13 protein-coding genes are annotated in these 14,718 nt (G+C 52.4%); 12 read left to right on the top strand and 1 reads right to left on the bottom strand.

Annotated features, from left to right (window positions below; genetic code table 11):
- Positions 1 to 21: 21 nt before the first annotated feature.
- From dtd to L6H70_RS11520, 11 genes are all read left to right on the top strand, one after another.
- Positions 22 to 465 (top strand): D-aminoacyl-tRNA deacylase, encoded by a 444-nt coding sequence (gene dtd, locus L6H70_RS11570; protein ID WP_236332894.1) that lies wholly within the window; start codon positions 22 to 24, stop codon positions 463 to 465.
- Positions 466 to 664: 199 nt separating this feature from the next.
- Positions 665 to 820, top strand: a complete 156-nt coding sequence (locus L6H70_RS11565) for a hypothetical protein (protein WP_236332892.1) — start codon at positions 665 to 667, stop codon at positions 818 to 820.
- 159 nt (positions 821 to 979) lie between these two features.
- Positions 980 to 1,486, top strand: coding sequence for a type 1 glutamine amidotransferase domain-containing protein (locus L6H70_RS11560; protein ID WP_236332890.1), 507 nt, complete (start codon positions 980 to 982; stop codon positions 1,484 to 1,486).
- Between the two features lie 28 nt (positions 1,487 to 1,514).
- Positions 1,515 to 1,958, top strand: coding sequence for a hypothetical protein (locus L6H70_RS11555; protein ID WP_236332888.1), 444 nt, complete (start codon positions 1,515 to 1,517; stop codon positions 1,956 to 1,958).
- Between the two features lie 835 nt (positions 1,959 to 2,793).
- Entirely contained in the window at positions 2,794 to 4,047 is a 1,254-nt protein-coding gene (gene hisS, locus L6H70_RS11550; RefSeq protein ID WP_236332886.1) for a histidine--tRNA ligase, read from the top strand.
- A gap of 82 nt (positions 4,048 to 4,129) precedes the next feature.
- A complete protein-coding gene (aspS, locus tag L6H70_RS11545) occupies positions 4,130 to 5,908 on the top strand; it encodes an aspartate--tRNA ligase (RefSeq protein WP_236332884.1) in 1,779 nt (592 codons plus the stop codon).
- 67 nt (positions 5,909 to 5,975) lie between these two features.
- Positions 5,976 to 6,731, top strand: a complete 756-nt coding sequence (locus L6H70_RS11540) for a tRNA threonylcarbamoyladenosine dehydratase (RefSeq protein WP_236332882.1) — start codon at positions 5,976 to 5,978, stop codon at positions 6,729 to 6,731.
- Between the two features lie 155 nt (positions 6,732 to 6,886).
- Positions 6,887 to 8,188 carry an NCS2 family permease gene (locus L6H70_RS11535; RefSeq protein ID WP_236332880.1) on the top strand — a complete coding sequence of 434 codons (1,302 nt, stop codon included), beginning with the start codon at positions 6,887 to 6,889 and terminating at the stop codon, positions 8,186 to 8,188.
- Positions 8,189 to 8,395: 207 nt separating this feature from the next.
- Positions 8,396 to 10,597, top strand: coding sequence for a HelD family protein (locus L6H70_RS11530; RefSeq protein ID WP_236332878.1), 2,202 nt, complete (start codon positions 8,396 to 8,398; stop codon positions 10,595 to 10,597).
- A gap of 397 nt (positions 10,598 to 10,994) precedes the next feature.
- Positions 10,995 to 11,276, top strand: coding sequence for a CD3324 family protein (locus L6H70_RS11525; RefSeq protein ID WP_020427765.1), 282 nt, complete (start codon positions 10,995 to 10,997; stop codon positions 11,274 to 11,276).
- Between the two features lie 131 nt (positions 11,277 to 11,407).
- Positions 11,408 to 12,715: a replication-associated recombination protein A gene (locus tag L6H70_RS11520; RefSeq protein ID WP_236332876.1), complete on the top strand. Its 1,308-nt coding sequence runs from the start codon at positions 11,408 to 11,410 to the stop codon at positions 12,713 to 12,715.
- A gap of 94 nt (positions 12,716 to 12,809) precedes the next feature.
- Here the strand turns inward: L6H70_RS11520 and mnmA are convergent, their stop codons facing one another.
- Positions 12,810 to 13,934, bottom strand: coding sequence for a tRNA 2-thiouridine(34) synthase MnmA (mnmA, locus tag L6H70_RS11515; RefSeq protein WP_236332874.1), 1,125 nt, complete (start codon positions 13,932 to 13,934; stop codon positions 12,810 to 12,812).
- 319 nt (positions 13,935 to 14,253) lie between these two features.
- Between mnmA and cymR the strand changes: the two genes are divergently transcribed.
- Positions 14,254 to 14,673 (top strand): cysteine metabolism transcriptional regulator CymR, encoded by a 420-nt coding sequence (cymR, locus tag L6H70_RS11510; protein ID WP_054941865.1) that lies wholly within the window; start codon positions 14,254 to 14,256, stop codon positions 14,671 to 14,673.
- Positions 14,674 to 14,718 lie beyond the last annotated feature (45 nt).

Raw genomic sequence — 14,718 nt, 5'->3', positions numbered from 1 at the left:
GGCAAGGAGCTGAAAGACGCAATGAGAGTGGTTGTGCAGCGCTGCAAGGAAGCCAAGGTTACTGTCGGCGAAGAAATTACAGGTGAAATAGAGGAAGGCCTGATGCTGCTGGTCGGCGTTACCCACGGGGATACTGAGAGGGACGCTAAATATTTGGCTGACAAAATTGCCGGATTGCGCATTTTTGAGGATGACGCCGGTAAAATGAATTTTAGTGTCACGGACACCGGCGGAGCGATTCTCTCTGTATCGCAGTTCACGCTTTACGGGGACTGCCGTAAAGGCCGCCGCCCGAACTTTATGGCTGCAGCTACACCTGCTGAGGCAGAACGGCTCTACGACTATTTTAATCAGGAGCTGAGAGCCGGCGGGCTTCGGGTGGAAACCGGCGTGTTCGGCGCCATGATGGATGTTACGTTTACCAACTGGGGGCCGGTTACGCTCATTCTCGACAGCCAGACGTAGTTCTGCCGGACTGTTCCAACTATTTGAAGGGTTTGATTTTTATTAAGGATGCCGTATCTGTTCCGCTTGAGGAACAGCTTGCGGCATCCTTTTTTTGCGGAAAAGCCGCCTTGACTTCATGAAGTAATAGGGAATAGAGCCTATCTATGCAGGTTACACTAGGGGAGACTGATAATTTGCCAAGGGCAGGGAATTCAATATGAGAAGATCTCAGAAGGCATGGGTGTGGAACAGTATGCCTGCAAATCCGGCCGGATGCTCAGCAGAAGCTGCAGTATCAGCGAAAGATACCGGGGAGCAGCAAGAGTTGCTGGTACTCAACGGGAGACGGCGGAGCCTGCTTCCACGCACCTGAAGTAACTGTATAACCCAGCAGTTTTTTAACATAGGATGTGCGGATTACGGCCAGCAGAAGGTCAAAAACAGAAATCCGAACGGTTTGCTTCGTTAGAACCCGCGACATTCAGGGTAATAAGAAAGCGAGAACAAAATAGCGGAGAGGAGAATTTATCTCATGAGTAAGGTAGCATTTCTGCTCGCCAGCGGTTTTGAAGATTCCGAAATGAAGGTACCCTATGATGAAGTTATACAAGCAGGACATCAGGCTGAAATTATCGGCCTGAAGAAAAATGAGACGCTGCTGGGCAAAAAGGGAAACGTATCTTATGCCGCAGACAAAGCAATCAGTGAGGTGAAGGCCAGCGAATATGACGCCATCGTCATCCCTGGCGGTTCATCACCGGAAAATTTGCGCCTGGATCAGGATGTTCTTGCTTTCGTGAAGGAAGCTGATCGTGCGGGCACCCCGATTGCCTCCATTTGTCACGGGCCGCAAATTCTAATCAGTGCAGACCTGCTTCAAGGACGTACCATAACCTCCTACCCGCCGCTTAAAGATGATGTTGTGAATGCCGGAGCGGAGTTCAAGGATGAAGAGGTCGTCGTTGACGGCAATTATATTACATCGCGTACGCCTAAAGATGAGCCCGCTTTTGTGCGCGAGCTGCTGAAGGTCCTGTAATTAACCATTTCTGAAGGAGGGAAAGACAATGACTAGAAGAATTCAGGCTTATTTCAGAACGGAAAGTGAAGCAGAAGGTGCCAAAACTGCGTTAATTCCTTACGGTGTGGAGGGCCTTGAAATCTCACCCTTAACAGACCCTTTGGATATTGGCAGAAACAACAGACCTAATATTCTTCTGCCGCTGGTACCTTATAACAATTCAGCAATGACCGGCGGTGCCTTTGGTGTTGCGGGAACGGCGGGAACCTTAAACGGTGCGGCCATCGTGCCGGCTGTTGATCCTGATGATGGTTTGGAGCGTTCAGATATCAACAATGACGACGGGCTCCGGCGTAATGCGGATGTGAATCACGATGTGGACTTGAGTGATGTCACTGTGGTTATGGCACTCAAGGTTGCCGAAGAGCATTACAATGAGGTTATTGAGACACTGCGCGGCAAACATGCCTATGTAGAGGTCTTTGAATAAAGGGAACAAGGCTGCTGGTTAATCAGCGGTTTACTTCAGACAGACAGCATCAGCTAACCCGCAAGGGCTGGCTGATGCTGTTTATTTTGTTTTAGCTTACGGAAATAGAATTCACTGGACAGCCAAAGTTGATGTAGTGTAGACTATTTTGTGCTGGAAGATCAGGGAATGTCCCGGAAAATAAAACGCTTTCTTTTCTGTAATATAACCGTAATATTACATTCATGATTCCTTAATATAGCGTGTTTATAATAGAAGCATGACCCCCTTTTTTATAATATATGATGATGGACCTGCAGCAATCGGCTGCAGGTCACTTTTTTTTAAACGGCGGAATTGGAGTATGTTTAGCTGAAAAATTTCATTTCCTTTCTTGACTTTAGCGCAGTGGTTCAGTAGAATCTAACAATATACGAAATGTTTATAATTGTTTTGATGACGGGACCAAGTAATCCGAGAACCACAACCCCAGAGAGGAATCCCCGCAGAACGGCTATCTTCCTTAAGTCTAAGGAGTAATAACCGTTTCGGCAACGGCTGTAAGGATTCTGTTGATGAACGGATGAATGACCTCCCCGAGAACGCACGGCGAACGCGAGGCAATGAATATTGCCAAGGGTCAGTAGCCGCTGCGCGTAGGCGGGCGTTAACCGCTTGAAGCGGATTCAGTTTTTGATGAGTCCGGAATGTGGGTGGTACCACGGGTGAATAATCGTTTCTGATAATCCCTCGTCCCTGTTTGATACAAACAGAGGCGAGGGGTTTTTTGCTTTATTTGCAGTTCAGCAAACAAGGAAAGCTAGGCAAGAGGGGTTATTTTCAGGAGGGATAGGCTGTGGCTAAAGAAAGATTCGAGAAACCAACGGGCACACAGGATGTGCTTCCGGGAGCAGTGGAGAAGTGGCAGTATGTTGAAGGTAAGGCCAGGGACCTCTGCCGACGGTTTAATTACCGGGAGATCCGTACGCCGATGTTCGAGCACACAGGGCTGTTTGAACGCGGCGTAGGAGAGACCACAGACATCGTGGAAGGCGAGATGTACACCTTCAAGGACAAAGGCGACCGTGATCTGGCGCTTCGCCCGGAAGGGACGGCCGGTGTTGTGCGTGCATATGTACAGAACAAGCTGTACGGCGAGCCGGATGTAAGCAAGCTGTATTATATTGGGCCGATGTTCCGCTATGAGCGCCCGCAGGCGGGAAGATACCGGCAGTTCCACCAGTTCGGTATTGAAGCCTTCGGCGCTGTTGATCCTGCGATTGATGCGGAAGTCATCTCGCTGGGATATCAGTTCTACAAGGATTTGGGGCTTAAAGATGTCAGAGTGGAGCTGAACTCCGTAGGTAATGCGCCAAGCCGCGCGGCTTACCGGGAGAAGCTGCTGAATTTCCTGAGACCGATGCGAGACAATCTGTGCAGTGACTGCCAGCGGCGTATGGAGCGCAACCCGCTGCGCGTGCTGGACTGCAAGGTGGATCAGGATAAATTCGGCGGTGCGCCTTCTATTCTGGATAGTCTCGATGAAGAATGTACCACTCACTTCGAGAAGGTAAAAAGCCATCTGGATACTATGGGCGTGGAGTACAGCATTAATCCCCGTCTGGTCCGCGGACTGGATTATTACACGCATACAGCGTTTGAGTATAAAGCAGCCGGCATCGGTTCGATCGATACGGTCGGCGGCGGCGGCCGTTACAACGGGCTGGTCGAGGAAATCGGCGGGCCGGATCAGCCGGGCATCGGTTTTGGTATAGGCCTTGAGCGTATCCTGCTGATCCTGGAGAATCAGGGCGTGGAGCTGGAGACAGCGAAGCCGCTGGATGTGTATTTTGTAGCACTGGGCGAAGCCGCAGACCTGGAGATTACGAAGCAGCTGTTTAATCTGCGCAGCCAGGGCTTCTCCGCAGAGCGTGATTATCTCGGCCGCAAAATGAAAGCCCAGATGAAATCGGCTGACCGCATGTCTGCACGGTACACAGCGATTCTTGGCGAAGACGAGCTGAATAACGGCGTCATTGCCCTGAAGTCGATGGCTACCGGTGAACAGCGGACGGTTAAGCTGGAAGAGCTGGCGCAGTCGCTGGTGTAAGTTGTTGTAAGGAAGCATGCCGCACTATGAACGGTCAGGTAATCCAAAACTGTATTTTAACCATGAAGGGGTAGGATAAATAATGACTAGAAGCCATCACTGTGGACAATTGACGCCGGAGCATATCGGCCAGACAGTAACTCTCAACGGATGGGTGCAGACCCGACGTGACCTTGGAGGCGTACTGTTCATTGATCTCCGCGACCGCAGCGGAATCGTGCAAATCGTCTTTAACCCGGACTATTCCGGGGAAGCACTGCAGATTGCCGATAAGGTGCGCAGTGAATATGTGCTCTCTGTTACGGGTAAAGTTGTAAAAAGAGATGATGAAACCGTCAACCGCAATCTGCCTACCGGTGAGATTGAAGTGCAGATCACCGATATCGAAGTGCTGAATGCAGCCAAGACCCCTCCGTTCTTCATCGAAGACGGTGTGGAAGTGGATGAGTCCCTGCGGATGAAATACCGTTACCTCGACCTGCGCCGTCCGGAAATGTACAAGACGATGCTGCTTCGTTCGAAAGCGGCAAAGATTTTCCGCGATTTTCTTGACGGTGAAGGATTTATTGATATTGAAACGCCGATCCTGACAAAAAGCTCTCCTGAAGGCGCACGTGATTATCTTGTGCCAAGCCGGGTGCATGAAGGCGAATTCTTCGCGCTTCCGCAATCGCCGCAGATTTACAAGCAGCTGCTGATGGTGGGCGGCATCGAGCGTTATTACCAGATCGCCCGCTGCTTCCGCGATGAGGACCTGCGCGCTGACCGCCAGCCGGAATTCACCCAGGTCGACATCGAGACCTCCTTCGTGCCGCAGGATGAGCTGCTCAGCATGATGGAAACGCTGATGCAGCGTCTCCTCAAAGAAACCGTTGGTGTGGATGTAGCTGTTCCGTTCCAGCGTCTGACGTATGCAGAAGCCATCGGCAAATACGGTTCGGATAAGCCGGACCTTCGCTTTGGCCTGGAGCTCGTAGAGATGAACGATATCGTGGCTAACAGCGGTGTGAAGGTATTCGCTTCCGTGATTGAAAAAGGCGGAGAAGTGAAATGCCTCAACGCCAAGGGCTGCGGCACTTGGACCCGTAAGGAAATCGACGATCTTGGACCGTATGCCGCACGTTATGGTGCGAAAGGCTTGGCTTGGATTCAAGTGAAGGACGGGGAATTCAAAGGCCCGATCGTCAAGTTCTTCAGCGAAGAAGAAATTGCTGCTGTGAAGGAGCGTACCGGTGCTGAAGAAGGCGATCTTCTGCTCTTCTCTGCAGATAACAAAAAAGTGGTTGCTGATGTACTGGGTGCCCTGCGCCTCAAAATCGGCCGCCAGCTCGGCCTGATTGACGACAGTGTGTTCAAATTTGCCTGGGTAACCGAGTTCCCGCTGCTCAGCTATGATGAAGATCAAAAACGTTATGTGGCGGAGCACCATCCGTTCACACGCCCAATGGATGAGGATCTGCACCTCTTCGATACCAATCCTGGTGCGATCCGTGCCCAGGCTTACGATATCGTGCTTAACGGTTACGAAGTAGGCGGCGGTTCCCAGCGTATCTACAAACGCGAGGTACAGGAGAAAATGTTCGACGCGCTGGGCTTCACGCCTGAGGTTGCCTACGAGAAGTTCGGCTATCTGATGGATGCGTTCGAATATGGCACGCCTCCGCACGGCGGAATTGCCTTCGGCTTTGACCGGCTGGTAATGCTGCTGGCAGGCCGTACCAATCTGCGTGAGACGATTGCCTTCCCGAAAACGGCAAGTGCAACCGATCTTCTGATGGATGCTCCGGCCCCGGTAGATGCTGCACAATTGGAGCAACTGCACATCAAGCTTGCACCGAAGCCAGAGAAAGTAAAAAACTAATTAAAGCACATGCTTGCGGAGCGGCTTACTTCCGCCCCACAAGCTTCATAAAGGAGGCATGAACCTCATGCTGAATCAGTTCTCACGTACAGAACTCGCTATCGGACCGGAAGGTCTGGAGATTCTGAAAAACAGCACGGTGGCAGTGCTGGGCATCGGCGGTGTTGGCGCCATGTCCGTTGAAGCGCTGGCTCGTACGGGTGTCGGGCGAATTATCCTGATTGATAAGGATGCGGTGGATATTACTAACATCAACCGCCAGATTCACGCGCTTACGACAACCATCGGCCAGAAAAAAGCCGATCTGATGGTCGAGCGTGTCAAGCTGATCAATCCGGAGATTGAAGCCATTGCTCTGAATATGTTCTACACGGAAGAGACCTATGAGGAGCTGTTCAAGCTGAAGCCGGATTTTGTGATCGATGCTTCGGATACCATTATCTATAAGATCCATCTGATAAAGGAGTGCCTGTCCCGCGGAATTCCGATGGTTTCCAGCATGGGCGCAGCCAATAAGATGGACCCGACACGGTTTAAGGTAGCTGACATTTCCAAAACGGAAATGGACCCGATCGCCCGCGTCATCCGTCAAAAGCTGCGCAAGGAAGGCATTAAGAAAGGCGTAAAGGTTGTATTCTCGACCGAGATTCCGATAAAGCCGCGTGTGGATGTGACGGAACAAATCGTTCCGGCCGACGCACCGGACCGGCGCAAGGCCAAGCAGCCGCCGGCGAGCAACTCGTTCGTTCCTCCGGTTGTCGGCCTCATTATGGTCAGTGTCGCGGTTAACGATTTATTAAAAGCCGGCGGCGTCAATGTATAGCAGCCGCTTAAGCAACGAATAAATATAAGATGGACGAAGGGCGTAAGCAGCCGGATAACCGGCTGCACGCCCTTTTATTGCGGTTTTCCGCTGCTTATGAAGTCCCGAAACCGGGTAATAGCGAGCGGAACTTAACTATTGGTGGAGGTTTTTTGATGAAATCGAATGTTTGGCGGAATAGCGTAGGACTGGAACCCGGCGATAACTGGAAACGGGAATGGGCCGCGGGCATCTTATCTTATTTTGCTTCTGTATATATTGTCATGGTCAATGCGGCTATTCTGCATGATGCGGGCATGCCGCTCAGAGCGGGAATGGTGGCTACGCTGCTGACGGCGGTTACCGGCTGTCTGCTTATGGCCTTTGGCGGCAAAACTCCGATTATTGTTGTGCCCGGCATGGGCATCAACGCCTTCTTCACCTACACGCTGGTGCATTCCATGAAGCTGGACTGGCGGGAAGCACTGGCCGTTGTGGTGGTAACTGGTGTATTATTTGCCGTCGTTGCGTTTACTTCGCTGTACCGTATTCTAAGCGAAGCGATTCCCCATAATCTGCAGCATGCGATCACGGTCGGCATTGGACTGTTTCTGACCTTTATCGGCCTGCAAAAAAGCGGAATTGTCATTGCCCACCGGACTACTTTTGTGGCAATCGGGCATTTCAGCGATCCGGCGGTCATTACTTCCTGTGTGACCCTCGTGCTGGCGCTGGTGCTGTTTATCCGGGGTACGCGCGGCGGTCTGCTGATCAGCATGATTGTCGGTACAGGGCTGGCCTATCTGCTCGGAGCCGCGCATAAGCCGGAGACAACGGGTTCCGGCCATGTGTTTACCGGGTATGGGGCTGTATTTGCCGGAATGGACTGGGGCAGCGGGCTTAGCCTGGTATTCTGGATCGCAGTGTTTCTGCTTCTGCTGATTGTCGTCTTTGAGAATATCGGGCTGATCTCCTCACAGACCCTGATGGCCGGCCGTCCCGAGCGGTTTAAGAGCAGTCTGCGGGCGCTCTCGATCGCCAATATTGCAGCCGGATTGTTCGGCAGCAGCCCGGTGGTTGCGGCTGCAGAATCAACGGCGGGCATCGCTGCCGGAGGTAAATCCGGTTTGACCTCGCTGGTTACCGGACTACTGTTCGGAGCTACGTTCCTGTTCATCCCGCTGCTGGCTTATGTGCCGGACAGCGCAATAGCGCCAATCCTGATCGTCATCGGCGGGCTTATGGTCCAAAACGTGCGTGAAATGGATCTCAGCGATATGACCGAGCTGTTCCCATCATTCCTGATCATGGTGATGATTCCCTTTACCTACAGCATCGTGGACGGCATGGCCTTTGGCTTCATTACTTACCCGATCGTCAAGCTGGCAATGGGCAAAGGCAAGGATGTACCGCCGGCGCTTTACGGGATTGCCGGGCTGTTCGTAGCAAACTTTGCGCTGCATGCATTCATGGGATAACAGCAATACCGGTACGGTCCAGGGTTAAATTAGATAATTCTGGATTTCCTGAATTTGTTGTGATATGATGATAATCCTTTTTTGTGTAAGTGGTATCAGCCTTGCACGGAGGTATATTCAATACATTAAGCATATGCTTCCGAAGCCAGTGTTTTCTTAGCTGTCTCACAGTTGTTATGCTCAAAAACTTTTAGGAGGTAACTGAAATTGGAAGACAACTTTCAAAGTGCCTATCAAGAGGAAGAAGACAGGCTGAATAGTACGCTTACAGAAATTGATTCTACCCTTGAGAGACTGCGCAGCATTCCGGTGTACACGGGACACGATTACACGGAACAGGTGCTGGAGGACTCCAGGGAGCAGAGGCGCCAGGATCTGGCCAAGCTTAGGCAGGAGCCTTATTTCGGACGGCTTGATTTTCAAGGCAAGGACGAGGATGACCGCAAGGCCCTGTATATCGGCAAAATCGGTGCAGACCGTGAACAGGTAAGCGACCGTCCGCTGGTCATCGACTGGCGCGCACCGGTAGCAAGCCTGTTCTATTCGTTTACCGGAGGGACAGAGCCGGTCACCTATGAAGCTCCGGAAGGGCTGATTGAGGGGCTCGTCTATCTCAAGCGCAACGTTGTTATCCGCAAGCGCATTCTGGAACGGGTTGCGGATACCTATAACCGGGACAGCGATGCACCGGTGGTGTCGGATGAATTTCTCGTCTACCGGCTGGGTGAGAACAAGGACAACCGGCTCCGCGATATCGTCTCGACGATTCAGGAGGAGCAGGACAAGATTATCCGTGCGGTGAAGAACACGGCGCTCATCATTCAAGGCGTGGCGGGCAGCGGTAAAACAACAGTTGCGCTGCACCGGCTGGCTTTTTTATTGTATCAATACAAGGACCAGGTATCGGCGGAGAAGATGATCATTTTTGCTCCGAACCGGATGTTCCTGGATTATATTTCAGATGTGCTGCCAGAGCTCGGCGTAGGCAACATCGCCCAGAGCACGTTCCCGGACTGGGCGGCGGAGGTGCTGGATATTACCCTGCCTGAACAGAACACGGCCGAGACGCTGAACCGGTGGTTTGAATCGGCGGGCGGCATGCCGGAAATCACGGAAGAGACGCCGGGCCGCTTCAAAGGCTCTACAGTGCTGATGGGTGCAATTGAGTCAGCGGTTAAGCAGCTGGAGATCGGGGCGGTTCCCGAGGGCGATTTCAGTCCCTGGGAAGGCGCTGTGCTGCGCCGCTCGATGATTCTCCGCTGGCATAACGAGGAATACGCACCTTACCCGCCGCTTAAGCGCAAAGAACGGGTTATGGCGCGGATTCATCGCTGGATTGAAATGGAGCTGAAGAAGAGCCCTTCCGCGGCAGCGCTGAAGGACCGGAAGAAAAAAGGTGCGGCCCGCGAAAAAGCCTACGCCGCCAAATGGCCCAAATATGATCCGCTGATGATCTATAAACAAATTTTCCGCGCGGCGAAGGTGCCCGAGGACTGGCCGGCGGAAGCGCCGGAGCAGATTCCGCAAGCTGTCCTCAAAGAGACGGCCAAGGATCTGAAAAAAGGCATCCTGCGCGAGGAGGATCTGCCGCCCCTGCTCTACATCCATTATCTGCTCAGCGGTAACGAAGGCGGCGAGCGCTTTGACCATATCGTAATCGATGAGGCGCAGGACTTCTCGCCGTTCCAGATTGCTGTACTGGATTTGTATGTGAAGGGGCACTCTTTCACAATTCTCGGCGATTTGTCCCAAGGGATTCACGCCTATAAGGGAGTGCATGAATGGGATGAGATGCAGAGCCTGTTCGCACCTGAACATACGGCTTACCATGCACTGACCCGAAGCTACCGCTCCACGATGGAGATTATCGAGTTTGCTAATGGCATCTTGTCATCCGGTGTCCATAGTCCGCTCTTGGCCGTTCCGGTCTTCCGCAGCGGGAACCCGGTCCGGTTGATTGCCTACGGCGAAGAGCAGCCTAAGACCGGCAAAGGTACGGGCCCACGCGTCAGTGCCGTCAGAACGGCGCTGGAGGCGCTCTCCGGCCGCGAATACCGTACGGTTGCTGTTCTTACCCGCAGCCTGCGTGAAGCCGCTGAGCTGCACACAGAGTTGGCCGCGGATTTTGCCGACCTGCATCTGATTGACGGCAGCATGACCCAATATCTGGGTGGTCTGTCTGTACTGCCGGTATATCTGTCCAAGGGTCTGGAGTTCGATGCGGTTATCCTTGCTGATGCCGATGCAGATCATTATGGGACAGCCGCCTGGGATGCGAAGCTGATGTATGTCGGCACTACACGTGCCCTTCATGAATTATGGCTGCTGCACAGCGGAGAGCTTCCTGCGTATGTGCAAATGACCGGCGAAGGGACAGTCAACGGGTGGCCGGAATCCTCCGGAAGCTGACTGTTTCCTTTGGTGAAGAACGATTATAACTATTCTTGATCTTGTAACCCTCCCCTGGCTATGGCTTAATAATAAGTGTCCGGCCGGGCAAGATTACTTCTTGGAAGGAGGCTGATTGCAATGATTTCAGTATACGAGGTGGTTTCCGTCTAAGACGGAGACCTGTTAAAGGGGAGGCCGCGAGGCCTCCTTACTTTCAATATAAGGGAAAATAACATAATTTCCGGAATCAATAATTTATTACTGTGAATGTAGACGCTACCCAAAGGGTTTTATATAATGAACTTACGGTATTTACCAAATATGAGCTGAAGAAAGGAGGCAGGTGACGTGATTATTACTTTAAACGCAGTTGACGGACATAAAGGGACACACCTGTTGAAGGAGGAAGCAGAACGTGAGTTATGTAAATGGAAAGGATGTGCTCCCCCCGGGCCTGCTCGAAGAGCTTCAGGGATACATTCAAGGTGAATTGCTCTACATTCCCAAGAAAACGGAGCAACGGGTAAAATGGGGCGAAAACAGCGGCTCGCGGCAGGAAATTGCCAGCCGCAATGAAGAGATCTTCTGCAGTCACAGCAGCGGCTGCTCGGTGAACGAGCTTCAGAAAAGATACCACCTGTCAGAAGAAAGCATCCGCAAAATTATTTCAAAAATGCGGCTGGCAATGAACCGCTAGCCTGAACCTTTGAACAAAGAGCATGGCACCCGCTGATAGAGCGAGGTCATGCTCTTTCTATGTTTTGTGGTATGATAGAGAGAGGTATGCAGGGGTGACAGCCTGCAAGATCACAGCAAGGAAGTGGAGTTATGGATTTATTTTCCCTCGGGGATGATACCGGAAGCGGACGCCTGCTGGCAGACCGCATGCGCCCGGAGAATCTCGATGAATATATCGGACAGGAACATATTGTCGGCAAGGGCAAGCTGCTGCGCAGGGCGATAGAGGCTGACCAGGTCTCTTCAATCCTGCTGTATGGCCCGCCGGGCTGCGGCAAAACGACGCTGGCCCATATTATTCCCCACCATACACAGGGCGAATTTGTGCGGCTGAATGCGGTCGAAGCCTCCGTAAAGGATGTGCGGGAAGTGATCGACCGTGCGCAGAGCAACAAGGCACTGTACGGCACCAAAACGATTCTTTTTCTGGATGAGGTGCACCGTTTTAACAGCTCCCGCCAGGATGCGCTGCTGCCCGCCGTGGAGAAGGGCACGATTATCTTTATCGGCGCAACGACGGAGAATCCGTTCCACTATGTGAACGGGGCGCTTATGAGCCGTTCCACGCTGTTTCAGCTGGAATCCTTGACCAGCGAACATAGCCTGACTGCGATGCGGCGGGCGCTCGCTGACGAGAAGCGGGGACTCGGCTTTATGCGGCTGCAGGCAGACGAAGACGCGCTGCTGCATATCGCTGCGATGGCGAACGGCGACATCCGCCGCGCGCTGAATGCACTGGAGCTGGCAGCGATGACGACAGCACCGGAGCCTGACGGCAGCGTGCATATTACGCTGGCGGTAGCGGAGGAATCAATCCGTCGTCCGATTGTCAAAGCGGACGAATCCACCCAATACGACGTGCTCTCAGCGTTTCATAAAAGCATCCGCGGCTCCAGCGACGCCGCGCTGTTCTGGTTTCTCTACGCCGTCGAGAAGCTCGGCATGGATCCGATGACGTTCATCCGCCGGCTGATTGCCGCAAGCTCTGAGGACATTGGACTGGCGAACCCGCAGGCCATGGTGCAGGCGGTCAGTGCACTGGACGCCTACCGCAATAACGGCTGGCCGGAGGCGAGGCTTAATATTGTCCAGGCTATTCTGTTCGCAGTAGAGAGCCCTAAATCCAACGGTGTCGTAACGGCAATCTCGAATGTCATGGACGCCATCGAAGAACTCAAATCCGCTGAGGTGCCGCTGCATCTGCGTGATACGCATTACAAGGGAGCGGTGAAGCTCGGGCATGAGGGATACCAGTATCCGCATAATTTTCCGGGCCATTATGTCAAACAGGACTATCTGCCGAAGCAGATTGCCCGAAGAGTATTCTATCAGGCAACCGAGCAGGGGAATGAAGCGAAGATCCGCCATAACCAGTCGCTGCGGCGGGGGCAGAATTAACGCTGAGCGGATATTAATGAGCTAGCACTAAGGTAAGGCAACAAAAAAACTCTCTTTGGCTTTCGGCCGAAGAGAGTTTTTAGTGTCTGCTGGTTTAGTGCGGCTGAGGAATGACCTTCTCCGCAGCTTCAATAGTTCCGCCGCCCAGGCATTGTTCGCCAAGATAGAAAACAACGGCCTGGCCCGGTGTAATCGCCTTTTGCGGAACATCGAATTCGACATGAACGGTGCCGTCTTCCCGCGCAGTCAGCGTAACACCCTGATCAGGCTGACGGTAACGGAACTTGGCGGTGCATTTCAGTGGTGCGTCTCCAGGTGTAAGCGTCCGGCCGTCGATCCAGTTCACACCGGAAGCGTTCAGGCTTGTGGAGTAGAGACTGTGGTGCTTGTCCCCCTGTACAACATAAAGAACATTCTTCTCCAGATCCTTCTCGGCCACAAACCAAGGTTCGCCTGTGCCGGAACCGCCGATGCCCAGACCCTGACGCTGGCCCAGTGTGTAATACATCAGGCCTTCATGCCGGCCTTTGACTTCACCTGTGGCGATATCGACCATGTCCCCGGATTGTGCCGGCAGATACTGGCTGAGGAATTCGCGGAAATTGCGTTCACCGATGAAGCAGACGCCGGTGCTGTCTTTTTTCTTCGCGGTGTAGAGTCCGGCTTCTTCAGCGATTCTCCGCACTTCCGGTTTCGGCAGGTGGCCGATCGGGAACATCGCTTTGGAGAGCTGGTACTGGTTCAGCGCATTCAGGAAGTAGGTCTGGTCTTTATTGCTGTCCACTCCGCGGAGCAGCTTAAACACGCCATCTTCCTCCACAACACGGGCATAATGGCCGGTGGCTACATAATCGGCACCCAGCTGCAGTGCTTTGTTCAGGAATTCCCCGAACTTGATCTCGCGGTTGCACATTACATCCGGATTAGGCGTCCGCCCGGCCTTATATTCATCGAGGAAATAGGAAAAGACTTTATCAAAGTATTCCTTCTCGAAATTAACGGTATAGTAAGGAATATCGATCTGCTCGCATACGCGGCGTACATCCTCAGCATCGGTCTCAGCCGTGCATACACCGAACTCGTCGGTATCGTCCCAGTTCTTCATGAAGATGCCGATGACGTCATAGCCCTGCTGCTTGAGCAGAAGCGCTGTAACGGAGGAATCGACTCCTCCAGACATGCCGACGACGACACGTGTATCCTGATTTGCCTTTGTCATCGTAATCACCATTTTCTATGCAAAAAATACCGGTATCACACTAAACACCCGGCTCATTTTGTATTATAACACACCTGTCTACCCCAAGCTGCCTTTGATCAGAGGAATTTGTTGCGGAAAAGCAGGCGATTTTGACAATTTGTCCACCGGAGGCGAACATTTTGCCAAAAAGTTGTGTTTTGCGCTGCAAATGTGTCCGCAGATATGATAACATAAGCATAGAGCAAACATCGGAATACGTTGATATGACATTTCTCATGTCTACTGAGCTTTCTATGATTCAGACACCAGCAGCAATTAAACCGAAAGAGGTGCCCCTTTGAAAATATCAACAAAAGGACGTTACGGATTAACCATTATGATGGAGCTTGCCCTGAAATTCGGCGAGGGGCCTACATCGCTTAAAAGTATTGCCGAAAAAAACGGATTGTCCGAGCATTATCTGGAGCAATTAATTGCCCCGCTGCGGAATGCCGGACTTGTAAAGAGCATCCGCGGTGCTTACGGCGGATATATTCTGTCCCGCGATTCAGCCACCATCACTGCCGGTGACATTATCCGCGTGCTGGAAGGACCGATCTCCCCGGTTGATTTCACCGAGGAAGACGACCCGGCCAAACGCGATCTCTGGCTGCGTATCCGCGATAGCATCGCCGATGTGATGGATTCCACCACCTTGTCTGACCTGATTAACTATAAGGAAGAAAACAAGGCAGATAACTATATGTTCTACATCTGAGCTGCTCTTCAGAGCTGTTCCTCATCTGTATTGTTAGCTACACCA

It is taken from the genome of Paenibacillus auburnensis (assembly GCF_927798115.1).
GTDB lineage: Bacteria > Bacillota > Bacilli > Paenibacillales > Paenibacillaceae > Paenibacillus_AQ > Paenibacillus_AQ auburnensis.
This window is presented reverse-complemented; position numbering and strand designations above follow the sequence as displayed.

Bases quoted from the DNA above. Each gene is read 5' to 3' on its own strand.
- dtd (WP_236332894.1), top strand. From the start codon at position 22: ATGAGAGTGGTTGTGCAGCGCTGCAAGGAAGCCAAGGTTACTGTCGGC.
- L6H70_RS11565 (WP_236332892.1), top strand. From the start codon at position 665: ATGAGAAGATCTCAGAAGGCATGGGTGTGGAACAGTATGCCTGCAAAT.
- L6H70_RS11560 (WP_236332890.1), top strand. From the start codon at position 980: ATGAGTAAGGTAGCATTTCTGCTCGCCAGCGGTTTTGAAGATTCCGAA.
- L6H70_RS11555 (WP_236332888.1), top strand. From the start codon at position 1,515: ATGACTAGAAGAATTCAGGCTTATTTCAGAACGGAAAGTGAAGCAGAA.
- aspS (WP_236332884.1), top strand. From the start codon at position 4,130: ATGACTAGAAGCCATCACTGTGGACAATTGACGCCGGAGCATATCGGC.
- L6H70_RS11540 (WP_236332882.1), top strand. From the start codon at position 5,976: ATGCTGAATCAGTTCTCACGTACAGAACTCGCTATCGGACCGGAAGGT.
- L6H70_RS11535 (WP_236332880.1), top strand. From the start codon at position 6,887: ATGAAATCGAATGTTTGGCGGAATAGCGTAGGACTGGAACCCGGCGAT.
- L6H70_RS11520 (WP_236332876.1), top strand. From the start codon at position 11,408: ATGGATTTATTTTCCCTCGGGGATGATACCGGAAGCGGACGCCTGCTG.
- mnmA (WP_236332874.1), bottom strand. From the start codon at position 13,934: ATGACAAAGGCAAATCAGGATACACGTGTCGTCGTCGGCATGTCTGGA.